Consider the following 24,148-nt stretch of genomic DNA (forward strand, 5'->3'; position numbering starts at 1 on the left):
TCTGACATTTTAAAGGGTTAAACTTTTGGTTTTATCTAGCAATACAAACTTAATTGTTTGCCCTTTAACTGTCAGATCAGATCGAAACTATTTCAAATAAGGGTCTCCAAATATTTGCTTTGATTTATCAGAATTAGGAGAAAAATACTCAAATTTATTCAATTTATCATTCCAAAATGAGTCTGCAAAAACCATCATATCGCTTTGTGTTCCTTTTTTTGAAGCAAGTATAGCTACTCTGAAACCTACAAAATCTAAATATTCATGAATATTACCCCAAAAAGCAAAATTACAATGACCTAATCCTCGTGTTGAAGGATATTGAATTGCTTGGGTATTCTCTCCAATAAAAAATTTGTGACTTATGTGATAAGCAGCACAATACTGATTTCCTTCACTATATGAATCAGGTAGTATCCTTGTGAATTCCTCTCGAAGAAAATTAAATAAGATATATCTTTTCATATTTTCTTCTTCGGATAATTCATTCAAATAGATAAATCTTGAACAATCACTATAACTAAAATTCGATTTATGTTTATATACAATTAATGCAAAAAAATCCTTTTCCTTTAAACGAGTTTCTAATATCGCCGTTGACGACATTAAACTTGTATACAATACTGATTGATGAGGCTTATTTAATCGTTGATAATTATTTACGTGTTCTGAAGGTCTTTCCCATACATCTGCTAAAGCTTGAAATTCTTTAATATTGAGAGTTTCAAACCTGATTCCTTTATCGTTAGATTAAAATTCGTTTTCCTCAGAAAACTTACGTATCCGAAAAAAATAGTAAGGTATATTAGAAGAAACTCCCTTTGGTTCAATATTGTATTTGAAATGAGGGAAGAACTTATGACCCTGAAAATCGATATTGAAAAGAGAATTAATAACAGATTGTATTCTGTTATCTATGGATGAATCGATATGACATGATGTTTTATAATTATCAATTTCTCTATTAATTTTTTCTAATGAATAATTTCTCAATAAATGTTTCCAACTAAGTATTTCTTCGGTAGAATTTATTGAATGATAAATAAAACTATTTGCCATTATATATTTAGTAGATAATATTACTTCTATTCAGTTTTGATAAAGGTAATAATTTTCTCAAAATCCTCGCAATACGAATACGATACTTTAATGCTATATTCCAATGTATTGGCACTGCTATGGCTTAGGAATCCACTCTCTCAATTCATAAATCAAGTCTAAATCTTCAAGAAATTGGTTCGAGAATAGAACGTTTAAGGGTACTTTTGAGAAAGCTAACTGTCAAATTAAAAGATAGTTAGCTTTTTTTATTCTACAAACTGCACCACATTTGCACCACAAAAGGTTTAGTTTTGTATATTATTCTTTAAATCATTAGAAAATTCAAAATAAATTTCAGATGGAGATTTAACCACTCTACATTTATAAGCTGATAAAGAAGAGGACATATTAGTTAGTATATCTAATATAATTGCCTTAACAATTGCATCTCTATTAAAATGAGTATTCTGACTAAATATGCTATCCAATACAGCCAAAATATTAGTTTTATTTTTTATTAGAGATGGACAATGAAAACATAGAAATCCATTATCCCTATTTGCTCCAAAATAGAAAAAAAATGTAATATCAATATCAATTTCCTCTTTTTGTGTGAAAAATGTAAAAAAATCAATATTATCCTTTTGAGCAGATAGCAGAGCAGGTTCAATCTCAAGAATGTGAGATAATTTTAGAACAACTTTATCCTCATAAGAAACATACAATTGATTATTTACTTTAGTAAAATTTGAATTTATGTAATTTCTACTGGTTTCTCTTTTCATTTTTTTTCTTATATGTTTGACATTTTCTTACCCAAAGCTGTAACTCCAATTCCCAATAACACAATAGATATTAATATCTGAATAACAGTTGCTATTTTCCCCATTCCTAAAACTTCAACAGTTCCAAAAATAGAAAGAGAAGATATTAGAATGGAACCATATATTATATTTCCAATGGCATCAATAGAAAGTCCACAATCAGGTATATAGACTCTTATAACTTCATTTTTTATTGCCATCCCTGAAGGATTACATTCATCCAAATAAGGTAAAGTAGAATAAATTATAGCAAAAAATAGAACATTTCCAAAGTACACTAATATAGGATTAGTTATTCTAACACCATAACCCCAGAAAAAAGCACCAAAGACTAAATCTAAAAACCTTTTTAATCTACTTTTATATGATTTACGAAGGAAACAACGTTGATAATAATAATAGTCAAGGCAATTATCATCATATCCATTGTTCTCTAAAGTTAATTTTATCAATTTTGCTATTTCACTTTTTCTAGCCCACACCCTTCGTTCATCCAGTTTATCATCTATAAATTTAATTGCAATTTTAGTTGTTGGACAGTAAATACCATTATATTTTTTTTCAATATTGCAAATGTTATCTTCTAAGGGTTTTAACTTACAGATATAAAAGTCTTGCACTATTGTTTTGTCGTATTTAATAGGTTTTCGCTCTTTTCCTGTATTGAAAGAATATCCAAATTCAGTCTTGACAACAAAAATGTTATTTGTTTTAAGTCCATTTAAGTACGCGCCATCAAAAGATGTCTTTGTGCAATCGCAATCATTAATTTTAGTAGAATATAGAACAGCTTTGTTAAATTCAACACAATATAAATCACAATCATGAAATTCTGCATAACTTAAATCTGAATGATTAAATTTACAATAACATAGACTGCAATTATAAAATTTGACCCCAATTAAACATCCTTTTTGAAAATCAAAATTATCAAGATTCATATCCCTATATTCTGTCCTATATGCTAAAGCCATTTTGGAAAAGATTTTCTAATATTATCTTTAGATAATTCCAAATTTAATTTGGAAATAGCATTTTTTAAAGGGGAAGTATTAAGATGACTATGCTCATCATTAAACAACATTCCACAACTAGTTATTTGGTTGGAATTAATTGCTATAATTTCAGAGTTAGGTTCTATAATTATATAATTATCATTTTCAACATTTTTTGAAAAATAGATTGGAAAAGTTTTTTTTGTGTCAATTTTATTTAATTGAGTCTGTATTTCTTCGCAACTCACTGATAATTTATTGTACTTAAAAACATCATTCATTTTCCCCCTACGACGAAGTTGATATACTTTCCAGATATCAATATTGAAACTAGATATTAGCTCAAAGATAGCTTGCAATTCATTAACATTATGAATAGTAGCTACTGTGCCTATCTTTATCTTAGGAGTTAGCTTATTATTATCATTTTTAAAATCATCAACTATCTTGATAGCATTTATTACATATTCTGTATGATTTATATTTGTTCTTAATATATGCTGTGTATCCTTTTTAATTCCATCAATAGGAAAAGCTACCCAATCTAAATAAGGTATAATTTGCTCTAATATATTAATTTCTATGGAATTAGTTTGAATTGCTAGTTTTATATTCAACTTATTAGCATAAGAACAAAAATCAATAATATCAGGATTTATCAATGGTTCTCCTCCAGACACTATGATTCTAATATTATCATATTTTGATAGAAAATCTAATAATTCAAATTTCTGTTTTTTGGATATTTCTTTTGTATATTTATTTGACCCATAACAATATGGACAATCTAAATTGCATACTCCATGAATCATGTAATCTATCGATAATTCCATATAAATTAGAAATAAAAGTCATGAATATCTTCCCAATCGTATATAAAGTTTTTATTTAAGGATTCAACAAACATTTCAGCTGTATGATTAGTGTGAATTTCTTCCTTGTCTCTTGCTAAAATTGTTATAGGAATTAATGGTATTTTATTGAAAAGTGCACCGCTAGTTCTCTTATGACCATCCCAAATATATAAATTATCTTTATACATTACAACCTGAATAGGGTAATTATAATCAAACCCATTTTTCATAATACTATCTCTAACGTTCTTGGCTTCTTCTGAACCTAGTTTGCGAACATGTTCAGTTGGGTAAAGTGATTTGGGTGAAACCCAATATCTGGGAAAGTCTTTTTCTTTCTCTTTAAAAAGAGTAATAATTAAATTACAAATATCTTCTACTGAAGAATATGATGTATCTATAACTAAATTATAATTTTCAAAGTTAAGACAATCTATATTATATAATTTTTTAAATCGCCTAACTTCTACCATTTTTCTTTCTTGTAATGTACTAATTCTTTCTTCTATACTTTTGGCATCAGGCTCATTTATTCTATTTTCATCTAGAAAAACTCGTTGAGCAGCAATTTCTGGTTTTACTGTTAAATATATTTTGTATGAACTTTTAACAAAATGCCACGCTAGTCTAGAATCTAAAATATAATTTTCTTTTGCTTTATCTAGTTCCATTAAATAATTATCAATGTAATCATCTATATCTTTGTTCTTTTCTGAAAAATAATTGAGTTCAAGAGTGTTCATGCCTCTTTCTTCTGCAATTTTTCTTTGCATTAACCCAGTATAAATATACTGATAGCCTAATTTTTCAGTCAAAAGTTTTGCAACACTACTTTTACCGCTACCTAAATCACCTGTTATAGAAATACTACTCATTTTATTATTATTATAAATTACCACCCAAATTCACTATAATTTTTCTGTTTGTGATACTCTTGAATGAAATGCTTAATATATGGTACAGTATTATCAGGGAGATTGAATATGTCAGCCCATAATAAACTATCACATTTGTTATACTCTTTATTTATTATTTCAGACAAATTAAAATCTGATGTGAAATAGAACTCAATCCTATCTTCATCTAAAGAATGTTCTTTTCTGCGATGCATAACATGAACGAGTTGAGTTTTTTGAATATCTAACTTAACTCCTATTTCTTCAAAAACCTCCCTTATGACTCCATTGATAATAGTTTCATCAGTTTCAAGATGTCCTCCTATAAGACTATATTGATTATCTCTATATCCTGTGTTCTTTCTTTTAGATAATAAAATTTTTTTATCTCTTATTACACATAGATGTACTGTGGCTATTATATGATATCTATTCATTTTTTTTTCAAAAATACATATTTTTCAATATATAAGCGCTATACTATGTCAGAATATCAATAAATCATAAGCTTCCATCAGTTCCTCAGTTCTAAGACCAAGATACTTTCTTGTAGTCCTTATATCACTATGGTTGAATAATTCTGATAACTTCACTAATGCCAATTCAGCATTAGAACCAGCATTATTATATACCTGCCTACCAAACGTTTTTCTCATACTATGAGTTGAGAAGTTTTTAATTTTGAGATTGTAATTAACCTTTACCTCTTTAAAAACAACATTTATTCTCTGAACTGAATAGACAGAACCTTTTTGACTTGTAAATATATAATCATTAGCTGATTTAGGATTTATCTCTTTATAGCAAGCTAAAATATGTTTTTTCACCTGTCCATTAATTTTGATGGTGCGTTGTTTCTTGGTTTTTTTCTCAATAATGGTTAAGATATCAGTATTGAGTATATCATCCCATTTCAAATTTAATAAATCAGAAATTCTAATTCCAAAGAAAGAACCCAAGGCAATCAATAGACTAAATTTATAGTTTTGGTCTTGGAATAGTTTTGAGATTAAAAGAATGTTGCTATCCCATTCTAAATAATCAGCAGTTGTATTTTGAAATTTTAGGCTCATAATAATATTCAGTTTTAGGGTTTATTTGTTGTTAGTGAATGCTTGTTTTAGGGTAAAATATTTAATCGAAAGTTTATCAAGCGTTTAGCTGTTTCACTTATAAGAGAAGTGATTGTTTTAGGGTTGTTGCTTGTTGCTTTTACTTAGGGATTGACAACAAGCAACAACAAATTACAGTATTGTTATAAGGTTCTCATATCTGAAGGAACGCCACTCTTGTTCTACAATATCAAAGTATGCCTGTAAGCCATCCAATTTGCGTGGATAACCGCGACCATTGATATTACGTTCAACAGTTTTGGTTAATAGAGTTCCAAAAGCTTCTCTTAGTTCACCATTTGCTTTCCTATAAATAAAATGTGCTGTTCCATTTATCAACTTGAACTGTAATACTTCAATCAATACAGATATTTGAAGTGATTGAGTGAGGTTATAACCGCTTAAAACCATATTACTAGCCCTGTTCAATAATGCCAAGTTGTTGATAGCTGTTTTCATATCTTGAAATATTAATAGTTTAGAATCTCTTTGTTATATTCCTAGGTTCACCCCATCCATTAAGACGATATATAGCTTTTACAGCGTCTTCGTAATATCCATAGTCTTCAATATGGCGTGCAGTACTACTTGTAGGTGTAACTGATGTATATTGATAGACAGACCACATATTGCGCTTATGACAGAAATGATATAAACCAACTTTAGCTTTCATGTTTTTGTAATGTTTTATTAATTATTTACACTACAAATATAGTGGTATAACATTACATTTAAAACCAAAAATAAAGAAAACGTAATAGTTTATTGAAGATTTAACACTTTATTGTAGTGATATATAGATTTGGTAAGTATTTTTGTGAATAATAAACCATTACAAGGTATTATATGGAAGAATTAAGAATAAAGGAAATACTGAAACACCAAGGTAAGACAATGCAAGACTTGGCTGATATGATAGGTATCAATAGGGTAAACTTATCCAATAGTCTTAATGGTAATCCAACATTAGAAAGGTTGAAACAAGTTGCTGAATATCTAAATGTTGATTTAAAGGACTTATTCAAGGAAACCCAGAAAAAAGATATTGAAGTATTTGGGTTAATTAAGCTCAACGAAGATGTTTGTATTATAGATAGCTTTCCAACTCTGGAAGAGGTTTATAGCCAAGCTAAATTATTAAAAGACCACATGGTTTAATAAAAAACCACCATAGAAATTATTCTTATGGTGGTTTCTAGTGTGTAGGATGTAAGGTTATTTGATGTTATATTTTAGGTTTATTGTTTCACCATTAACAACACAATCATCAGGCTCACCCCAAAACTGACTTTTATACATAAACAGGTCTTTGACCTTCAATGATATTTCCTGTTTATCCAAGTCGATTTTGGTAATAACCATTGACCCCTTTTTATCACTTTTATTAGGGGTATATTCATAGAAATTGGTAGCACTAATCGTATATTCAAAATAAAAATCATCATATTGGGTTATGTCATCACCAATTTTAATTTTGCTTAAATCTGATATATCCCAAACACAATAAAATCTTTTTAGTAAATCATCCTTATCTGCCAAAAGGTGAAATTCAAAGAATGTACCATAGAAAGCTGCATCTACATAGTATATAGGAATATTCTGATTATCAACTACGATTTTTGCATCTTTGCCTGAATAAATGGAATATTCATCATCATCATTGTCATCACCACAAGAAATGAAGCTAATAAAGAATAATGTAACTACAATGAAATATAAATTCTTCTTCATAATCTCTTAATTTAAAGTTTATAACCTATTGTCAGCATTGGAGCAGATTGGCTGCCTGAATTACTCATAACACTATATTTGTATTGAAATCCTGCATGAAATCTATCATCAATATTGTAGCGGCCACCCAGCCCTAGATTTAATCCAAATTTTGTTGTTTTGTCCTCCACATAGTCTCCATTCCAATTGCTAAGAGCCAAACCAATTATAGGAAAGATTTTAATCCTATCTTTTATACCATAAAGACGATGGTAATCAAGATTTATTTCTGTCACCTTAAATCCACTTTTAGGCAAGAAAAAATTAGCTGAGGGAGAAAACTCATGTTTCTGTCCTGTTAAATTGAATGTAAGCCCAAATCCAACAGTTTCAATCTTTGAGCCATACAAAACATTTGCTTGTAATGAATTTTTGTTTTCTTGGGTAAAAGCATTGCTAGTTATAGCACTAATTAAAATAATAAATAAGAATCCTTTCTTCATAGAGATAAATATTTTTGATAGTTTGTGCTTACTCTGTTCATCGTTAGGGATTTTCAGCTTACTCCTTTTTAACATAAACAATCATATATGATTGTTTTGGTGCAAAAGTAATCATTTTCCTTTACCATCAATCATTAATGATAGAAAAAAATTATGGATAAGGATGATGTAATAAGAAAAGTGGGTTTGAAAATCAGAGAGATAAGAGAAAATCAAGAATTATCAATTATGAGTTTAGCGGATAAATTAGATATTGAATATAACAATATGATAAGGATTGAAAAAGGTAGGACTAATCCCACGCTTGGAACTCTTTATAAAATATGTCAAGCCTTAAATGTAAAATTGATTGATATTGTAAATGTAGAATAAGAGTTGTGAATATCTTCTTTCAAAAAAATAGAAAATTTTTTCAGTTTATCACACAGAACCATACTCATTATTAGATACATAGTGTCTTTTTTGAAATTAGGACAATAGGGGATACCCCTATCCCCCTATCCCCCTATCTATCACCACCATACAACGAAAAACACTTACATTGAAATAAAATTTTAAAATCCTCTAATTAACTTGTATAGTTAAGTGAAATAATGTTGCTTGTTGTTCTTTACTATTTATATCCTGACAACAAGCAACATCTATAAATTTACTGGGACAATCCTTTAAATTTTTTAATTAGACGAGAAATACTACTTCTATTGGCAAATCCCATTTTTTTAGCCATTTCATCTTGAGTTAATCCTTCTTTCTGATATTCCAAAATTTGTTCATATTTCAATCTATCATCGTCATCTGTTTTCTTGAGAAATTCAAAAGCAACCCTATCCCCAGTATCTTCAAAAGTCATATTTTCAGTAAACCTTAATTTATAACTTTCGTTTTTAGCATCTGATGCCAAATAATTGCCCTTCAATATACAAAGATGTCTTATATTTGCTTCAACAGTATCACATCTTAAATCCAGAACAAGTCTCATTTTTGCTTCAAATCCCTGACTGCCAATCAAATTATTTTTACTGGGTGCTTGATTCTCTGTTCTTTTCCCATTATGGTGTAAGAATATCACAAGGCATTTATGTTTTTGAGCTAACTGGGAATATTGATTTAAGAAATTTCTCACTTGATTATTGTCATTCATTCCCCCACTATATATATCACCAAAAGCATCAATACAAACAATATCAACAGGCTGTTCCTCGAGCATTCTGTCTAATTTTTTTAGAAGGTTCTCTGTATCAAAAATGTATATCAGTCCTTGTAAGTCAGATGGAGAGATATCCAAATCAGAATTTTGTTTTTGAATTAAATAATTAATAGCCTGTTCATCATCTTCACTTGAAACATAAATTGCCCTGCGGTGTATTGCATTTATACTAAATCCAACGAAGTCTTTTTTACCAGAAACAACATTCATACATAAGTTTCTAAGAAAGCTACTTTTCCCTGTATCACTACTCCCAGCTATACAAGCCAGTCCTACTTGTTGAAATATTGGTGTTAGTATACAAGGTATCTCCTTAATTGGATTATTTAATAGTTGTTCCCCTGTAATACCATACTGTTGCCATACACTATTTTTAGCCAAATTTACACTACTATTATTATTTATCATATTATTAGTTGCTTCCATCTTTATTTTCTTTTAAAATTTGTTTAACATCACTCATTCTATATCTACGTTTGCCACCTATTTCAATAGGTTTTAAGTAATTTCGTTTACTCCATCTCCAAAGCGTTGATTTATCGACATCAAGCATTTTTGCTACTTGGTCGCGGCTTGGATAGGTTTCAGTATTAGCATCTGTAATTTGTTGCTCTAATTCTTTGCGAGTAAGTTTTACCAGATACTCAGCCATTTCTAATAATTCCCCTGCTCTTACTGTTATATTTAGCTCAGGATATTTATTTACCAATTCAAACATATTGTTCATTTTAAATTATGTTTTTGGTTATGTCTACTCTCAAATAGTATGCGAGCTATTAGAGTAGTCACAGAGGTTCGCATATCCTCTCTGCGTTATTTACATTACAAAGATAGAGCGAACTCCTCACAGAAAGGGAAAAGCAGATTTTAGAAATAAATACAATATATTGATTATCAGATAACTGTGAAATATTGGGCAGATATTCACAGCGGATAAGAAGCGGATTGGTTAAATTTGAATGGGTAGACTAGCGGACAAAAGGCAGACTGTCTGCTTTATTGTAAATAATTGAATAGTTTTATTATCCTTTCTTTTGGATTTCTTAATTTGTTGGGGTCATATGATTTTTGTTCACAACCAATTAATCCACAAAATAACTTATACCATTCTGCAAAAGTATTTGGCTTTCTTTTATTCATTTGACCACTCTCGTAAATCATTAATGCAATTTGAGCAAACTCTTTCCCTGTAAAGTCTGCTTTAAGTTCCTCAATCATTAAGTCAAAATTATTAATGTTCCCATTACCCATACCTTTGAATGTGGAAACAAAGTATTCTTTTAACTTATCAATGTTTATTGCCCTTTCTTGCCTTGTAATTACTTTTATTTGTTGTTGTTCAATTTCCTTAGGAGAATATATAGAGTGAAGGTTGGTTAATTCATTAATTGCTTTATTTATATAATACAATTGTACCTTTATCATTTTTTCAAGTAAAACTGGTATGGATTCGCTCATTGATTTTAGATTGTCAAGAATCTTTTCATTTTCAAGTTTCTTTTTTGCAGTCAAATACATTCTCCATCTGTTATTATTAATACCTTTTGTATCTTTAATATCATTAAATAAGGTTATTTTACTCTCCACAAAATTCAAAAGTAAAGTTGGATTATTTAGCATAAGAGTTTCAAGTTTCGCTCTTAAATCCACAAAATAATCATTATATAAGCCAAGTATGTATTGCTTATATTCTAGCATTTCATCAATTTTGTAATTGTTATAAGTAATAATCATTTTCTTGTCGTTTACTTCAACAAGTATCTTGAACTCCCTTAATGCTATTTCTAAATTGTTGGTTTTCATATATAAAAATTACTCTAACAATTTTACAAGGTCTTTTTTCATATCTTCATCAATATCCCTATATCTGGCAAAAGCCTTGCTACCCTCTTTATGACCAGATAAAGAACCTACTAAATTAGGGTCTTTTACTTGTTTGTACAAATTCCCAACAAAAGTTCTTCTAGCCAGATGTGATGAAGCTATTGAGTAAAGAGGCTTTATTTCAGCTTCCCTTGTTTGAGGATTAATAACAGTAACTAGTCTTTTCAATCTTGCTGCTAAGAATATAGTTTTAATAGCCACATTATATTTTGTTCAGAAATAAAAGGAAATAGCTTCCCGCCATAATCTTTGTACCTGTCTAATATATCTTTGGCTATTTGATTGAGAGGAACACGAATTGTCTTAGGTCTATTGTCCTTTGTCTTCCCTGCAACATATTCAATAGCATCATCTATTATATTAGATTTTGTCATTTTATAAAGGTCTCCAACCCTACAACCAATTACACATTGGAAAACAAATATATCCCTTTGAATAGCCAATTTAGGATGCCTTTTGAGGTTAGTGGTATATAACTTATTTCTTTCTTCTATGCTTATGTAAATAGGAGTTCCATAAACACATTCTTCAATAGAGAAGGTTTTAAAAGGGTTGTTGTTGGTTAATTCTCTATCAATAGACCAAAGAAAAAATGTCCTTATCTTGGTGAATATATCATTAATAGTATTTTGCCCTCTTGGTTGTGGGGTGCGTGTCTCAGGTACTTTCTCATATATCTCAGGATATTCACTAAAAAATGTATGTTCATTTCTCAAAAATTTCTCAATTTCATGTAAAGTTTCTGTACTAACAGAATTTAAGGTTAATTCAAAAACTTTTGACCCTATAATAGTTTTGTATAGTTCAAATCGTTTTAAAGCCCTAATGATTACGCGAAAATTGTTTTTGCGGACTTGGGATAATTTTCTTTTCTCCAAAAACTCTTCAAAAGTTTCAAAAAATGTTTGTTGTTTTTCATTTATGCCATACTTTTCAGGGTGCAATCTCTTATCTATTTCTGCTTCCAACCATTCAGATGTCAAGCCCTCCACACCTACATTTTTGCTATATATATCAGCTATCAGGCTTTTTCTTCCATTAATTGAATTGTTAAACTCAGTCCGCTTAGTTTCATTATATAGCATCTTGGCTTTTATAGCTTGCTTTTTATCATCCCAAAGGTCTGAGTTAATCAGAAATTCACTCACATGATATAAATCTACTGTGCGACCATCTCGAAGACGAAATCGAACATTAACCTCTTTGGATTTTTTGCTTGTTCTGATAAATGCAGTTGTAGTGGCCATGTGTATTAGTTTTAATCTGGTGGTGCAAATATACTAAACTTGCACCACATCTCTGCAATTATCTACAATTTAATGCAATCTATTTCAATAAAATTTGTGAGTGTAAATTACTGATATAATTGTATATATGCCATATTTGCTTTATTGGAAGACAAAACCACAAGAGCAATTTATTGCATCTTTCAAACGCGGATCTGGGTACTTGGATAAGAAAGTTAAAGGCTGTAATTCAATGGATTGCAGCCTTTTTTATTTAGACTGCATAAGTATTGCATAACTTTTCTAAATTTTAGTATTCCGAAGAGCCATTCTACTGATAATTACCATATAAAGATACAAAATATATTTCTTCCCTCATACTGTTTGAGCAGATTTCTGTTGTCCTCTTTAGGGGAAAACTTCATTTTACATTCTAAATCTTTCCCCTAAGAAAGGCACTACCTCCGTTGTAACTTTGTGTTATATTAATTAAAAAATTTATTTTATATGAACAACAATCTTATGGCAGTGGTGTCAAATGATTTTTTGGAACAGCTAAAAGGTACGCTGGAGAAAGTGGAGAAATGTCTCAAGGAGGAAGCAAAAGATTCTCCTATGTGGATGTGGGTGAAGTCGGAGGAGGCTAGAGAAATGCTTGGTGTATCTCGTAAGACATGGCGAGATAAGAAGTATATTCCGTTCTCTCAGTTTGGACAGAAAATTTATTACCATCTGGACGACCTTAACAATTTTATGGAAGAACATAAAATTGAAGTAAACTAACATTATATCATTGGGGCTCTAGTAGCCCCATGTATCAATTATTATGATAGATGGAGTTAGTTTACTCATCCGACATTCGGATGACATACAAAGGATTGAGAGAAATAAGAACCTTCATTTTGTAGCTAGAAGAGGTTATCGCAGTGCTATATACAAAGGGCTAGAGATTAAGCTAAGAGCTAACTCATGCTGGATAAATGGCTCATTGCATAAGTTTAAGAATGAAGGTGAACACAATGCAGATGACTTTACTTATTCAGATTTGAAAAAGACATTAGCTAACTTATGTAATGAAATAGGTATTACTCGTGATTTTGCCGAGATAAAAAATATAGAAATAGGGGTGAATATTATATTGCCATACGACCCGATTTATTTTATAGATTCAATAATAAAAAGAAAAACTTATTACCCTGAGTTTACCTCTGTTGGTAGTAGGTTCAACTATTCCCAATATGCAATAAAGATATACTCCAAGTCGAAACAAGATAAAAGATATAAAGATGATAATATATTACGTCTGGAAATTAGATTTGAAAAGATGATTGAAGCTAGAAAAAGAGTAGGTAAAATAGAATTTCTTAGTGATTTGCTTGAGCCTTCCTTTTGGTTTTATTCGGGGCGTTGCCTCAACTCTCTCCTAAATGATATTGATATTATAGATATTAATAAACTTATCAGTGAAAAGATTCCAGCCATGGATATGGTTGAAGTGTTGGCATGGAGGTATCGGGACAGATGGGAACGTTGCAGTACAAGTCGTCAACGGATGAAAGAGAAGGTATATAAGATATTGGAAGCTCACTCCCTGACCGACATAAAGAAGAATGTTCAGAAAATGATTGGATGTAAAGTTAATGAACTTCTAGTTCATCCGAAGATACAGGAGTATATTCAACGAGTTGAAGCAACAAGAGAAAAAATGTTACATATTTCCATATAGATAAAGGAGTAAATTGTAACATATATTAGATTAGTATAGAGAATTAATGAATGAACTACACCCTGACAAAAAATCATTTTTAAAACAGTAAGATATTTCCCAGACAAACACATATTCAACTTTATATGCAGGCTATAGGGGTTGAGGAAAATCAGACAGCGGGGAGGGCGGGTATATCGAGGACATTAGCCTCTTGTTTGATATATAATTTTTTTTGCAAAAAAGAGAAAAAACGTTCAAAAAACAGTCATTTTATGCCTTTTTTAGGGAAAAACATGAAAATATGAGTATCACTTGTAAAATAGTCAGGAGTGTACCTAAATCCACAAATGCCAATCATAACATATTGAATATATGCAATATATAAAATGTATAAATGCTGTGCTACTAAAGTAAATTATAGTATATTTTGTCTAAAAAAGCACCCCCGACATACATAATATATAAAATTTTTTCAGAATTTTTGATTTTTTGAAGTTGGGGAGTATAGTTACATGCCCCCTGACTACGGGATATGGAAAGGTTTTGTATAGGAGTTAGCAAGTTGACTTTATTTAACAAAATAGCCGCTTACCCTTCGATTTGAGGAGATTTCTTTCGCTGTGTGGTAACTGTGTGGCTGATGGAAAAAAGTGGCTTAAATCGTTTTATTTGAAGCCGAGTGTATCCTGTAAGGTTATATTATATTGGGGTCAGGGTGGTATCTGCTGACCGACCTGCTAACGGTGTACCTGCCCCCTGACAACGGAACGTAAACCGATAAGAGTCTTTTCATTTATTCAGTACCATATTATTGTAAGTGTCGGAATAGTTGTATATTTGCATTATCAGACAGTCAGGGTGTTGGTTTGTCTGGTACTTATTGGAATAAATAAAGTGTTTTGATATTATCCTTAATCCGAAATCTGGTAAATTTCAACGTATAACGAGGGTAATAGGCAGGATGCTCCACATCTATATGGGTGTGGGGCTATTGCTTATTCTGTTATACGGGCTTACCAGAGCCTCGGATTAGGATAAGTTAATAGTTCCCACACTTTTTGTATATATAAATAGCTTGTCTGGGACTGACAGGTTGAATCATTTATGAACAATTCAATGCTACGAAGTGTATTTCTCTTCCTATGTGCCGTTATACTGTCAGTAGGAATAGGTTATTTTCTAACAGTGCGAGAAACGGACAAAGATTTCAGAGAGTTTCAGAAAAGGTATGTAGACAATGCGTTCAAGGCAAGTAATAATATCTGTGCATATTTTGATACCGAAGTATACGGGAAGTATATTGAAAATACTGGGGAATATGGTACATTCAATTATGAAAGAGGTGGCTTTAACTTTATTTTTGCTACCAAGCATTTAGACGGACTTTCTTTCCATACATATGAAATTCAATCTAAGGATATGGAATATTTAATTCCTAAAGAGAGTGCTATTCTAAGGAATCCTATCGCTCCTCCGTCCGAAACCAATATTGAAGCTATAATGCCTCAATATCGCACACCGATACAACAAGGGTATGTAATGGCAAAAGACCATATCTTAAAATCTGAGTTTATAGACTTCAAAAGGATTCCAGAGCAATATCTTGTATTAACAACTATCTCAATATGGAAGACTAAATATTATTATGTTAGAAAATATAATAGTAGCCAACCTCAGTATAGTTCTGTCAAATTCAATGATTTTGAACTATTGTACAGTATCATATTTTCGGAATATAATATACAGAGTAACAATGACCTGATAAACAAAACATGGTTAAATTATTCCCTTATTGGGATTGCTATATCTATCATATTAGCTTCTATCTATTTGATTCTAACCAAAAAGAAGAGAGATGTCTCAGAAGAATAATTTTGCAGAAAGAGTTAAAGATTGGCTTATAACAATAGGTATTTTACTACTTATACTCTTTGTTATAGCAGCAAATTTAGATACTTGTACCAGTAGTTATAAAGGCTCTTATGAAGACTATAATCCATCTATAGATTCTCATTGGTAATGATATGAAACAGATGTTTGTCATATGTTTTATACTACTTGGAATTAATGACACTATTCTCACAGGTCGGATAGTCAGGGTCGCAGACGGCGACACAGTAACCCTCCTCACTGACCAACGAGAACAAATACGGGTGCGGTTAGACGGTATAGATGCGCCAGAACGAGGGCAGGACTACGGGTATAAGGCAACTCTATTTGTTCGTGAAATGTGTTACAACAAGCCTGTAATAGTCCATAAAAAGGGTGTTGACCGATACGGTCGTGTACTGGGGGTCTTGTATGTCGATGGAATGAATGTAAATGAGGCTTTAGTAAGAAACGGTTTAGCGTGGCACTATAAACATTACAGCAAAGACCAGACCCTTGACAGCCTTGAACGGCAAGCCAGAAAGGAGCGGTTAAACATATGGAGTATGGAAAAGCCTATAGCCCCGTGGGAATATCGGAGGATGAAAAAGAGGTGATACATATATATTCATGATTGATTTAGAGTATATCTATGTTCTTATTGTTGAATATTTTCATATTTAGAAAAGAATTATTTGTTATTTTTTGTAAAATAATGTTTATATTGTGCATAATTTGTTACGTCAATTATCTATTGGAGGTAAGAAGTATATTTATTTTATTTTTTGACCTGTTTTAATACATGAAAGCATATAAATACATATTGATATTTCCCTTGCTTTTGTCAATTAGCACATTTGGGCAAGTGCCTGTGATTACAACACCACAGCCAACTACACCATCACGCAGTATCATTGTTGGACGCACTAATAATCGAAACAATCCAACACCTGATATCCCTACTTTTCCAACCAATAACCGCAATCAGCAACAACTGAATATCTATGAGCAGGACAGGCTTACTGTCGAGCGTATGAATATGATGCAAAGGCAAAATCAATTTGAAGAAGAACTGGCAAGCTATTCATCTGTGCAATTCGATTTACCATCTTGGTCAGGGGCACAGGGCACAGAACATTATTACCAAACAGCAGGGAAACTGATTGATATGTTGAATGGCAAAGCACCACTTAATCTCAAAGATGCTGTATTTGCTGTTGAGAACACCTACTTTGAAGGATTGTTAGATGAAAAGATATATGATGAAGCTATTTCTCAGATGGCTACCATAGCCCGATTAAAAGCAGGACAGGACGGTCTTAACTGGAACAATCCCACAACAAAGAATCTTATGTTGTATCGGGTTATGGCTGATACATTGAGAGTCAAATTTCCAATGAGGGAAAGAGCATCTACTTCTTTTCCTATGCAATATGACTTTGAAGACTTTAGAGGGGAGCAAGATTTTTCAAAATTATTTATTACAAAACTTCTTTCATCTCATAAAGGGCAATGCCATTCTTTACCACTCTTATATCTTATTCTTTGTGAAAAGGTAGGAGCAGAAGCAAGCCTTGCATTTTCTCCCCAACATTCTTATATCAAGTTTAAAGACAGGAATAACAACTGGCATAACCTTGAACTGACACAGGGCATGATGACAACAGACGCTTTTATTATTGGTTCTGGGTTTATCAATGCAGCAGCTATAAAACACGGTGTTTATATGCAGCCCCAAAGCAAGAAACAAGTAATAGCACATTGTCTATCAGACCTTGCTTCGGGTTATATTCATAAATACGGTTATGATAAATTTGTGATTCAATGTATAGATTCTGTTTTAGCTTATGCACCGACTAACACATCAGCACTGGCAATGAAATCTAATTATCATTCTATACATCTGTCTTACGCAGCCCATCAGGTAGGCAGCCCGCCCCCTGACACCTTGAAAGTCCATTATCCAGATATTTATAAATTGTTTGAGCAGCGGAATAATGTTTACCGCCGACTGGATGAAATCGGATTTGTGGAAATACCGAAAGAGGTATATGAAAGCTGGCTAAATTCAGCAAATGAAGAAAAAGAAAGGCGGGAGCATGACATCAGGTATAAGAGTGCATTACGACTAATTGAATAACTTAAATCAATCATATATGAAACGAGCAGCATTATTTTTAGGTATTTTGTTTGTGACCTGTTTAGTCACGCAGGCGCAGGAGGACATATTTAAGAAGCATGGGATAACAAAAGAACCGCTTACGTTGAGTAAGGGAAAGTATAAAGAAACATTTTACAATGAAGAGATAATGCAGGTAGGTACTGTATTAATCAACACCCATACTAACAAGGTTGTTAAATTCTTGGAAGAAGATACTACTAAATATGCTTACAGGGCAGAAACTACAAGCCGTTTTTTAACTGTTGACCCGTTGGCGGAAGAATTTTATAGTTGGTCGCCATATGTATATGTGATGAATAATCCTATAAATGCCGTAGATTTAAGAGGAGATAGTGTGTGGTTTACTATAGATAATGATATTGCAACAATGCACGTCACAGGGAAAGTAATCAATCGTTCGAGTGATAATATTAACATGGCACGTGCAGCCAAGAACCTTGCATCTGGTATTTCAAAAGCCTTTGGCGGAAAATTTGAGGTAAATGGAAAAACCTATACAATGAAAACTGATGTTCAAATTACAGCAGCAAGTTCAATGGATGATGTTTCAGCATCAGACCACTTATTTGTATTGTCAGATAAGATAGAGCCAGCTGATATTCCTGGACGAGCAGCAACAAACGAAATGGGGGGAAAAGTAATGTCTATTTGGGCTGGCGATTTTGCTGATGACAATTGGCTTAGTAATACTTTATCATATAACAATACTCGCAGTTCTGTACATGAATTTGGGCATGCTTTAGGATTATCACATGAAAGTGCAAGCGGATGGCGTAATTTAATGGTACAAGGTGCAGGGGGAACAAATGTCACTTCTAGTCAGAGAGGCTCTATCATTTATAATTACCAACAAGGAAGACTTAATAAAGGCTCTAATTCAATGATAGTAGGAGGAGCAAGGCAGCCAAATCCGACTTATAAATATTATAACACCAATAACAAAAGATTCGAAGTTATACACATAAATAGTATCGGATTAAATCATAAATATTAATTATGCAAAAAAAAATAATCTTTGGAACTATATTAATTATTATTATAATTTTCATTGTGGGTTTAGTTCCTAAAAGAAATACAAACATATATTTATCCCTTGCTGGATATTCTCCGTATGATAGAATAGATATGCAAATAGATATTGACGGCGAAAGACTTTTTTCGGATACAGTTATTTATTCGGCTTTTATACCTGATAAATTAAATCATTCTATGAGATTAGGATTTCATCAAATCTCAGTGAAGTCAAATTCTTTAAATATTAGAGAGGACAAAACAATATTTCTATTTTTCAATCAATATATTATTATTGAATTTTTTAATGAGGTTGAATTCATAAGAGATAGTCCCGAGTTTAATATAAGGACAAATTCAAATCCTTATTATATAGAATAACTAGTACTATGAAAGTCAAATTGTCGTTTTTATTGTTAGGTATTTGCTTAAATATCCTCATTTTAAGAAGTCAAAATATAGATTTGTTAGAAAATATTTATGAACAATCATATAACTATATTAATAGTATGTTAAAGGATAGCGTTCCTTTAAGTTTTAGAGATGCTGTTTTTATTTCCGAATACGCTTACTATGATGGGATGTTAGATACTCAACTAATAAACGAGCAATATGAAACCATTTGCCGTTTAATAAATGGTCTTTCTCAATCTGAACTAATTACTTATACAGAGAAAGATAAAGATATAATTACCAAACATGCAGCTATATTTAAAGTTCTAACAGATACTATTTTAATCCCTGTTGATTCTCTCCTTATTTATGAACATAAGCCACTAACTTATGACTTTGAAGACCCTTTAGGTCAGGCAGATTGGACTAAGATGTTTGTCTCTAAATTATTAAAGACCCGAAAGGGCAACTGTCATTCATTACCCTATTTATATAAAATCCTTGCTGACCAGTTTAATATTCCTTGCCAACTTGCCTTTGCTCCCAACCATATCTATATCAAATTATTTTCTGAAAAATCAGGATGGTATAATACAGAGCTAACAAGCGGAACATTCCCGATTGACGCATGGATAATCGCTTCTGGATATGTGACTATTGATGCTATACGAAACGGCTTATATATGGATACACTTCGCAACAAACAAGCCGTAGCCAATTGCCTTGTAGATTTGGCGCAGGGCTATCAACACAAATATGGTAAAGACAATCCCGAATTTGTCATCAAATGTTGTAATAAGGTTTTAGAATATCATCCTACTAATGTAAATGCCATCCTTACCAAAGCCGAAGCGCAAAAGCATTATATCCATTCATTGATGAAAGCTAAGAATCTGAAAAGCCCCGAAGCCCTTTTCTCTGATGAAAATATAAAAAATATGTATGCTGAAATGGAATCCTTATATATTGAACTTCATAAATCAGGCTATCGGCGTATGCCAGAAGAAATGTATTCCGAATGGCTCAATCTGCTTAGAAGTGAGCCAGATAAATATATAAATAAGTCATTGAGCCAGTAAAGAAGATGTCTAATGAGTAGCCTAATGGAGATATAGATAGAATAGGGTAGACGCAAAATATTATCTATTAAACCAATATTAATTTAACAGATTTTTGCTATTGAATTAACAGATACTTTTCTTCTGATTACTTCCGAAAGTCAGGGGAGTAAAAATCCCACCAGACCAAGCGAGTGTAGATATACGGTCGGAGAACATCCACCCCCTGACCTCTGACTATTTACCTCGTCTCTCAATAGTTCTAAGAAATTCTTTGATTTTTTGAAATTTCTCCTGATTATTTAATATGTTGTCCTCATTTTCATGTAAGCCCTTAGGCATAACCCCGAACAAGTTTAACATATCGAACATGAATGACGCTTCGTTAGTTTTTAGATATTTAGAATTCTTATCAAATATATCTCTTGCTTTGAGTTGAGATACAATATAGTCAATTACAAAAGGTAAGGATAAATCTTTGTATACAGGTATACCTTTGTGTATTATTTTTTGAGAGAGATTAGCAATTTTTGTTACTTGCTCTTCACTATATAAGGGGCAAAGATTCTTAGCAGGGAATTCCAAAGTTGTCATGTATGAAGTATGCCAAAAAGATAATTCCATATCTATTTTTGCCCTAAGATGTTTTATTAATTTCTCCTGTTGAATTTTATGAGAGATATTGCCTGATGAAATCCTAAGGTAGTTTTTTTCTTTGCTTGCTTCAATAAGGGTCAATAGTAGTACTGCAAGTTCATACCTATTCTTAATCTCCTCATTATCTGCAAGATTCTTGAAAGTTGCAGGAGTTCTTAAGAAAACAAATAAACAGGCAGCTTCTTCGGTTAATACTATACCACTATCTTTAGCTAATGATAATATATGTTGTTGATTGTCTAATACAAATTGCTCATCTTCCTTTGTGAAAAAGTGTTCATATTCACTCATAACCTCATATTCACTATATTGATAATTAAAAAAGGACTTACCTAAATAAACTAAGATAAGTCCTTTACAAAAATAGGAATATAATCCGATTATCCGTTGAATATACTCATAAATGCTTTGTCTGTTTGCTCTGTGTCAAAGTCTCCCATATATGCCTCTGTTACCTTGATAGAGCTATGAGCAAACAAGTTCTTAAGGACGCCGTTATCAATATTCTTTATCTTGGCAATCCTACCAAAGCTATGCCTAGCAATGTGAAATGATACTGGCTTTTCAATCTTAGCTAACTTGGCTACCTGTTTCAGATATTTGTTGATGAGAGCATTCTTGGTACTTATCTGATTGAATAATTTAACTTTCATGTCAGCGGAGAGTGTATCCTTCTGCTCCTGTGTCACGGCTTTTGCGTAGGATGCAGATGAGTCCAACAAAGGAAAGATGTAATCATTTGGCTTACTGTCTTCCTTGCGATACAAAGAAAGTATATCTAATGCTTGTGGAACAAGGAGGATATTTTTGTATTTATGATTCTTACCCATCTCATACTCTAAACGACCTTCCTTTGAAATGTTTCCCCATCTCAACTGTATCAGGTCACCAGCCCTTATACCAGCGCAATAGAAGCTAAATAAGAAGTAATTACGACAATGCCACTGCAAACTACCCACAGACAGATTAAGAGTCGCCATGGCGTCAATTTCAGCCTCATTGAGCTTTTGTTTCATCGTTCGAACTCCTTTGTATTGGAAAATATGAAATGGGTTGTCATCATGTTTCATATATCTCTCTATCTTAGTTGCTCTGTTTACAAGTGTTTTGAATATATTGAACACTATAGCTATTGTATTAGGGTGTAATATCTTATCGGGAATTCGCTCATTCTTAAGCGTATGGAGGTAGGCTTCAAATTTAGATAGCAAAGCTGGGGTAAGCTCGCCGAACGTCAGGTCTCGGACTTTGCCGTGACTGTCGGTAAGGAAAGCCTGTAACTTATTGCAGAAGCCGTTGTATTTCTTGTAGTTCCTAAAACTTCCACTATTATATAGAAACTGTGTTCGCTCCCGTGCATAGGTTAAGAATGAGTGTTGTATGTCACCTTCTTTGATACGATACATTACACTGTCAGCCGATGTAGAGAGACTGTCTCCCTTAAGACTGTTGTATACCTCTTCTGCCTTCTCTAATTCGGATAATAGAATATCATTCCACTTCTTGAAGTTGGGCTCTGAATTCTTTATCCATTGCCCTCGTTTACGTTTAGAGTCGAAATCGGTGAGCCTGTTGACTGCAATAGGCATTTTAATCTTTTTTGGCTTACCATCCTTGCTTATCCTCAAATAGATAGGATAAGCCCTGTTCTTGTTCGGTCTGCGATTTAGTTCAAAATTGAAACTTGTGTGCCCCATACTGAATAAAAATTAAGTGTTACTACTAATGCAAAGTTAACACCCTATTAGAGCATAACTTAGGGGAAGATAAAAGAGTCTTTGAGACTGTTTTCCCCTAATGCATAGGTCATCAAAACTGCATAAAAAACTGCATAATTTTTATCTACATTCTATTACATCGCATTACATTCATATCACACTAATAAATTCATAAATCATTCATTGATAGAGTAGTTAGAGTGTAATCGAAAGTAATCTAATGTAGATTCAGTGTTGCGGATCTGGGTACTTTAAAATCCTGATAGGGAAATCTGTCAGGCTTATTTTGTTATTTAGCCATTATAAATCATATGTTTTCAAATTTATCCGCATCTTTTCTACACATTGTATAACACCCTCTTTATCTTTTTTATCAATCAAGAACAACATTTCCATAAGTGGTAATAACTGTCGTCGTATTTCTACTTTCGCTTTCAAAATCTCATCGCCATCGTATGCTAAAATTGCTGCATCCAATATATCATCGTCTTCTAATCCAACAAAATCATATGACTTATCATTATAACCTGCATCACCAAAGTCTATTACTCCTACTTCAAGACTATCGGTTAGTAAAATGTTATTGTAGCCTAAATCGCCATGGCAAAAAACTTGTTCTATGCCTAATTTTTGTGACTTTTGCGGTAAGGTTGTTACTAAATTTTCAATAGTAACAAGTTCGTTCTCGTGGAAATGCTTTTTTAATGTGTTTTTTCTTTTATTAAACGACTTTTGAAACCATTCAAATATATCGTTTTCGCTATTTGGACTTTTGCCTTTATAGGCGATTGTATGAAGCGTTTTTAAGAATAAACCTATTTGTATGCCTATTTTTCTCTTCTCCTCTTTTGTTAATATATCTATGAATTTTGTTGTCATTGATTTGCCCATCAAACCATTAAATACGATGTAAGTATTATCTTCTCCTGAGCTACTAATCAAAGGAATATTTACATTGAACTGGTGTTCTTTAATCAGCCTCAGAATATTTATTTCATGTTCAAATTCTTCTTTATATTGCTTGTCTTTTAGAAATTTCAAAACGATTTCACCATTATTTACAATATAAACACGACTTGTCCAACCAACTTCATTTAAAACAATGCTATTTTCGTCAGCTACATTTGTCAATTCTTTTACTATTGTCCATTCTTTGCTTTTCTTCATTAATCCGATGAATGAGATTTATTAACAATCTTGTTGTTTTATTTATGGTTTTATTTCTACTCTTTTGTGTAATATCAGAAAGTATATTCTCAATTCATAAATTAAATTTAAATCTTCAAGAATAGAACATTTA

27 protein-coding genes and 1 pseudogene are annotated in these 24,148 nt (G+C 31.8%); 10 read left to right on the top strand and 18 right to left on the bottom strand.

The genetic code is table 11. From position 1 onward, the window contains the following. Positions 1-87: 87 nt before the first annotated feature. The 9 genes from GGR21_RS17225 to GGR21_RS17265 all read right to left on the bottom strand — a co-directional run bounded on the left by GGR21_RS17225 (position 88) and on the right by GGR21_RS17265 (position 6,395). Positions 88-735 (bottom strand): RES domain-containing protein, encoded by a 648-nt coding sequence (locus GGR21_RS17225; protein WP_317169906.1) that lies wholly within the window; start codon positions 733-735, stop codon positions 88-90. Between the two features lie 611 nt (positions 736-1,346). Then, the gene (locus GGR21_RS17230; RefSeq protein ID WP_183308480.1) at positions 1,347-1,826 is read right to left on the bottom strand and encodes a hypothetical protein; all 480 of its coding nucleotides are present in this window, start codon (positions 1,824-1,826) and stop codon (positions 1,347-1,349) included. 8 nt (positions 1,827-1,834) lie between these two features. Continuing rightward, positions 1,835-2,839 carry a pentapeptide repeat-containing protein gene (locus GGR21_RS17235; protein ID WP_183308481.1) on the bottom strand — a complete coding sequence of 335 codons (1,005 nt, stop codon included), beginning with the start codon at positions 2,837-2,839 and terminating at the stop codon, positions 1,835-1,837. After that, entirely contained in the window at positions 2,830-3,693 is an 864-nt protein-coding gene (locus GGR21_RS17240; RefSeq protein WP_183308482.1) for a radical SAM protein, read from the bottom strand. Before GGR21_RS17240 ends, GGR21_RS17235 begins: the two co-directional genes overlap by 10 nt. A gap of 5 nt (positions 3,694-3,698) precedes the next feature. Continuing rightward, the gene (gene cmk, locus GGR21_RS17245) at positions 3,699-4,589 is read right to left on the bottom strand and encodes a (d)CMP kinase (RefSeq protein ID WP_183308483.1); all 891 of its coding nucleotides are present in this window, start codon (positions 4,587-4,589) and stop codon (positions 3,699-3,701) included. A gap of 17 nt (positions 4,590-4,606) precedes the next feature. Then, complete coding sequence (locus GGR21_RS17250) at positions 4,607-5,047, bottom strand: NUDIX domain-containing protein (protein ID WP_183308484.1); 441 nt, start codon at positions 5,045-5,047, stop codon at positions 4,607-4,609. Positions 5,048-5,095: 48 nt separating this feature from the next. Beyond that, positions 5,096-5,683 carry a tyrosine-type recombinase/integrase gene (locus GGR21_RS17255; protein WP_183308485.1) on the bottom strand — a complete coding sequence of 196 codons (588 nt, stop codon included), beginning with the start codon at positions 5,681-5,683 and terminating at the stop codon, positions 5,096-5,098. 171 nt (positions 5,684-5,854) lie between these two features. Next, on the bottom strand, positions 5,855-6,181 hold the full coding sequence (locus tag GGR21_RS17260; RefSeq protein WP_183308486.1) for an SH3 beta-barrel fold-containing protein: 327 nt from the start codon (positions 6,179-6,181) through the stop codon (positions 5,855-5,857). Between the two features lie 19 nt (positions 6,182-6,200). Next, entirely contained in the window at positions 6,201-6,395 is a 195-nt protein-coding gene (locus GGR21_RS17265) for a hypothetical protein (RefSeq protein WP_183308487.1), read from the bottom strand. Positions 6,396-6,568: 173 nt separating this feature from the next. Here GGR21_RS17265 and GGR21_RS17270 point away from each other — a divergent pair, with 173 nt between their 5' ends. Next, positions 6,569-6,880 carry a helix-turn-helix domain-containing protein gene (locus GGR21_RS17270; protein WP_183308488.1) on the top strand — a complete coding sequence of 104 codons (312 nt, stop codon included), beginning with the start codon at positions 6,569-6,571 and terminating at the stop codon, positions 6,878-6,880. 57 nt (positions 6,881-6,937) lie between these two features. On the opposite strand, the gene GGR21_RS17275 is transcribed toward GGR21_RS17270, so the two are convergent. Together GGR21_RS17275 and GGR21_RS17280 are read right to left on the bottom strand one after the other, a co-directional pair. Next, the gene (locus GGR21_RS17275; protein ID WP_183308489.1) at positions 6,938-7,453 is read right to left on the bottom strand and encodes a hypothetical protein; all 516 of its coding nucleotides are present in this window, start codon (positions 7,451-7,453) and stop codon (positions 6,938-6,940) included. An 11-nt stretch (positions 7,454-7,464) separates the two neighbouring features. Beyond that, entirely contained in the window at positions 7,465-7,935 is a 471-nt protein-coding gene (locus GGR21_RS17280) for an outer membrane beta-barrel protein (protein ID WP_183308490.1), read from the bottom strand. A 153-nt stretch (positions 7,936-8,088) separates the two neighbouring features. Between GGR21_RS17280 and GGR21_RS17285 the strand changes: the two genes are divergently transcribed. Further along, entirely contained in the window at positions 8,089-8,307 is a 219-nt protein-coding gene (locus GGR21_RS17285; RefSeq protein ID WP_183308491.1) for a helix-turn-helix transcriptional regulator, read from the top strand. A 277-nt stretch (positions 8,308-8,584) separates the two neighbouring features. Here the strand turns inward: GGR21_RS17285 and GGR21_RS17290 are convergent, their stop codons facing one another. The 4 genes and pseudogenes from GGR21_RS17290 to GGR21_RS17305 all read right to left on the bottom strand — a co-directional run bounded on the left by GGR21_RS17290 (position 8,585) and on the right by GGR21_RS17305 (position 12,273). After that, positions 8,585-9,568, bottom strand: coding sequence for an AAA family ATPase (locus GGR21_RS17290; RefSeq protein WP_183308492.1), 984 nt, complete (start codon positions 9,566-9,568; stop codon positions 8,585-8,587). Continuing rightward, positions 9,555-9,860, bottom strand: coding sequence for a helix-turn-helix domain-containing protein (locus GGR21_RS17295; RefSeq protein WP_183308493.1), 306 nt, complete (start codon positions 9,858-9,860; stop codon positions 9,555-9,557). The genes GGR21_RS17290 and GGR21_RS17295 overlap by 14 nt, the downstream gene beginning before the upstream one ends. Positions 9,861-10,138: 278 nt before the next feature. After that, positions 10,139-10,945: a hypothetical protein gene (locus GGR21_RS17300; protein ID WP_183308494.1), complete on the bottom strand. Its 807-nt coding sequence runs from the start codon at positions 10,943-10,945 to the stop codon at positions 10,139-10,141. A 9-nt stretch (positions 10,946-10,954) separates the two neighbouring features. Further along, positions 10,955-12,273 (bottom strand): annotated as a pseudogene (locus GGR21_RS17305) (site-specific integrase). Between the two features lie 486 nt (positions 12,274-12,759). Between GGR21_RS17305 and GGR21_RS17310 the strand changes: the two are divergent. The 8 genes from GGR21_RS17310 to GGR21_RS17345 all read left to right on the top strand — a co-directional run bounded on the left by GGR21_RS17310 (position 12,760) and on the right by GGR21_RS17345 (position 20,494). Next, positions 12,760-13,035: a helix-turn-helix domain-containing protein gene (locus GGR21_RS17310; protein ID WP_183308495.1), complete on the top strand. Its 276-nt coding sequence runs from the start codon at positions 12,760-12,762 to the stop codon at positions 13,033-13,035. Positions 13,036-13,078: 43 nt separating this feature from the next. Beyond that, positions 13,079-13,978: a hypothetical protein gene (locus GGR21_RS17315; protein ID WP_183308496.1), complete on the top strand. Its 900-nt coding sequence runs from the start codon at positions 13,079-13,081 to the stop codon at positions 13,976-13,978. A gap of 1,098 nt (positions 13,979-15,076) precedes the next feature. After that, complete coding sequence (locus tag GGR21_RS17320) at positions 15,077-15,832, top strand: hypothetical protein (RefSeq protein ID WP_183308497.1); 756 nt, start codon at positions 15,077-15,079, stop codon at positions 15,830-15,832. Positions 15,833-16,113: 281 nt separating this feature from the next. After that, positions 16,114-16,446, top strand: a complete 333-nt coding sequence (locus GGR21_RS17325; protein WP_183308498.1) for a thermonuclease family protein — start codon at positions 16,114-16,116, stop codon at positions 16,444-16,446. Between the two features lie 185 nt (positions 16,447-16,631). Then, on the top strand, positions 16,632-17,969 hold the full coding sequence (locus GGR21_RS17330) for a hypothetical protein (RefSeq protein ID WP_183308499.1): 1,338 nt from the start codon (positions 16,632-16,634) through the stop codon (positions 17,967-17,969). Positions 17,970-17,985: 16 nt separating this feature from the next. Further along, positions 17,986-19,005: a hypothetical protein gene (locus GGR21_RS17335; RefSeq protein ID WP_183308500.1), complete on the top strand. Its 1,020-nt coding sequence runs from the start codon at positions 17,986-17,988 to the stop codon at positions 19,003-19,005. 2 nt (positions 19,006-19,007) lie between these two features. Beyond that, a complete protein-coding gene (locus GGR21_RS17340; protein ID WP_183308501.1) occupies positions 19,008-19,403 on the top strand; it encodes a hypothetical protein in 396 nt (131 codons plus the stop codon). An 8-nt stretch (positions 19,404-19,411) separates the two neighbouring features. Beyond that, positions 19,412-20,494, top strand: a complete 1,083-nt coding sequence (locus GGR21_RS17345) for a hypothetical protein (protein ID WP_183308502.1) — start codon at positions 19,412-19,414, stop codon at positions 20,492-20,494. A gap of 216 nt (positions 20,495-20,710) precedes the next feature. On the opposite strand, the gene GGR21_RS17350 is transcribed toward GGR21_RS17345, so the two are convergent. The 3 genes from GGR21_RS17350 to GGR21_RS17360 form a co-directional block, all read right to left on the bottom strand. Beyond that, entirely contained in the window at positions 20,711-21,421 is a 711-nt protein-coding gene (locus tag GGR21_RS17350; RefSeq protein ID WP_183308503.1) for a hypothetical protein, read from the bottom strand. Between the two features lie 89 nt (positions 21,422-21,510). Then, the gene (locus tag GGR21_RS17355) at positions 21,511-22,827 is read right to left on the bottom strand and encodes a site-specific integrase (protein WP_183308504.1); all 1,317 of its coding nucleotides are present in this window, start codon (positions 22,825-22,827) and stop codon (positions 21,511-21,513) included. Positions 22,828-23,148: 321 nt separating this feature from the next. Continuing rightward, entirely contained in the window at positions 23,149-24,015 is an 867-nt protein-coding gene (locus GGR21_RS17360) for an aminoglycoside phosphotransferase family protein (protein ID WP_183308505.1), read from the bottom strand. Positions 24,016-24,148 lie beyond the last annotated feature (133 nt).

The organism is Dysgonomonas hofstadii (genome assembly GCF_014196915.1).
Lineage (GTDB): Bacteria > Bacteroidota > Bacteroidia > Bacteroidales > Dysgonomonadaceae > Dysgonomonas > Dysgonomonas hofstadii.

Bases quoted from the DNA above. Each gene is read 5' to 3' on its own strand.
- GGR21_RS17300 (WP_183308494.1), bottom strand. From the start codon at position 10,945: ATGAAAACCAACAATTTAGAAATAGCATTAAGGGAGTTCAAGATACTT.
- GGR21_RS17315 (WP_183308496.1), top strand. From the start codon at position 13,079: ATGATAGATGGAGTTAGTTTACTCATCCGACATTCGGATGACATACAA.
- GGR21_RS17295 (WP_183308493.1), bottom strand. From the start codon at position 9,860: ATGTTTGAATTGGTAAATAAATATCCTGAGCTAAATATAACAGTAAGA.
- GGR21_RS17350 (WP_183308503.1), bottom strand. From the start codon at position 21,421: ATGAGTGAATATGAACACTTTTTCACAAAGGAAGATGAGCAATTTGTA.
- GGR21_RS17240 (WP_183308482.1), bottom strand. From the start codon at position 3,693: ATGGAATTATCGATAGATTACATGATTCATGGAGTATGCAATTTAGAT.
- GGR21_RS17235 (WP_183308481.1), bottom strand. From the start codon at position 2,839: ATGGCTTTAGCATATAGGACAGAATATAGGGATATGAATCTTGATAAT.
- GGR21_RS17335 (WP_183308500.1), top strand. From the start codon at position 17,986: ATGAAACGAGCAGCATTATTTTTAGGTATTTTGTTTGTGACCTGTTTA.
- GGR21_RS17270 (WP_183308488.1), top strand. From the start codon at position 6,569: ATGGAAGAATTAAGAATAAAGGAAATACTGAAACACCAAGGTAAGACA.
- GGR21_RS17345 (WP_183308502.1), top strand. From the start codon at position 19,412: ATGAAAGTCAAATTGTCGTTTTTATTGTTAGGTATTTGCTTAAATATC.
- GGR21_RS17285 (WP_183308491.1), top strand. From the start codon at position 8,089: ATGGATAAGGATGATGTAATAAGAAAAGTGGGTTTGAAAATCAGAGAG.
- GGR21_RS17275 (WP_183308489.1), bottom strand. From the start codon at position 7,453: ATGAAGAAGAATTTATATTTCATTGTAGTTACATTATTCTTTATTAGC.
- GGR21_RS17355 (WP_183308504.1), bottom strand. From the start codon at position 22,827: ATGGGGCACACAAGTTTCAATTTTGAACTAAATCGCAGACCGAACAAG.
- GGR21_RS17250 (WP_183308484.1), bottom strand. From the start codon at position 5,047: ATGAATAGATATCATATAATAGCCACAGTACATCTATGTGTAATAAGA.
- GGR21_RS17330 (WP_183308499.1), top strand. From the start codon at position 16,632: ATGAAAGCATATAAATACATATTGATATTTCCCTTGCTTTTGTCAATT.
- GGR21_RS17290 (WP_183308492.1), bottom strand. From the start codon at position 9,568: ATGGAAGCAACTAATAATATGATAAATAATAATAGTAGTGTAAATTTG.
- GGR21_RS17265 (WP_183308487.1), bottom strand. From the start codon at position 6,395: ATGAAAGCTAAAGTTGGTTTATATCATTTCTGTCATAAGCGCAATATG.
- GGR21_RS17320 (WP_183308497.1), top strand. From the start codon at position 15,077: ATGCTACGAAGTGTATTTCTCTTCCTATGTGCCGTTATACTGTCAGTA.
- GGR21_RS17255 (WP_183308485.1), bottom strand. From the start codon at position 5,683: ATGAGCCTAAAATTTCAAAATACAACTGCTGATTATTTAGAATGGGAT.
- cmk (WP_183308483.1), bottom strand. From the start codon at position 4,589: ATGAGTAGTATTTCTATAACAGGTGATTTAGGTAGCGGTAAAAGTAGT.
- GGR21_RS17310 (WP_183308495.1), top strand. From the start codon at position 12,760: ATGAACAACAATCTTATGGCAGTGGTGTCAAATGATTTTTTGGAACAG.
- GGR21_RS17340 (WP_183308501.1), top strand. From the start codon at position 19,008: ATGCAAAAAAAAATAATCTTTGGAACTATATTAATTATTATTATAATT.
- GGR21_RS17260 (WP_183308486.1), bottom strand. From the start codon at position 6,181: ATGAAAACAGCTATCAACAACTTGGCATTATTGAACAGGGCTAGTAAT.
- GGR21_RS17280 (WP_183308490.1), bottom strand. From the start codon at position 7,935: ATGAAGAAAGGATTCTTATTTATTATTTTAATTAGTGCTATAACTAGC.
- GGR21_RS17360 (WP_183308505.1), bottom strand. From the start codon at position 24,015: ATGAAGAAAAGCAAAGAATGGACAATAGTAAAAGAATTGACAAATGTA.
- GGR21_RS17230 (WP_183308480.1), bottom strand. From the start codon at position 1,826: ATGAAAAGAGAAACCAGTAGAAATTACATAAATTCAAATTTTACTAAA.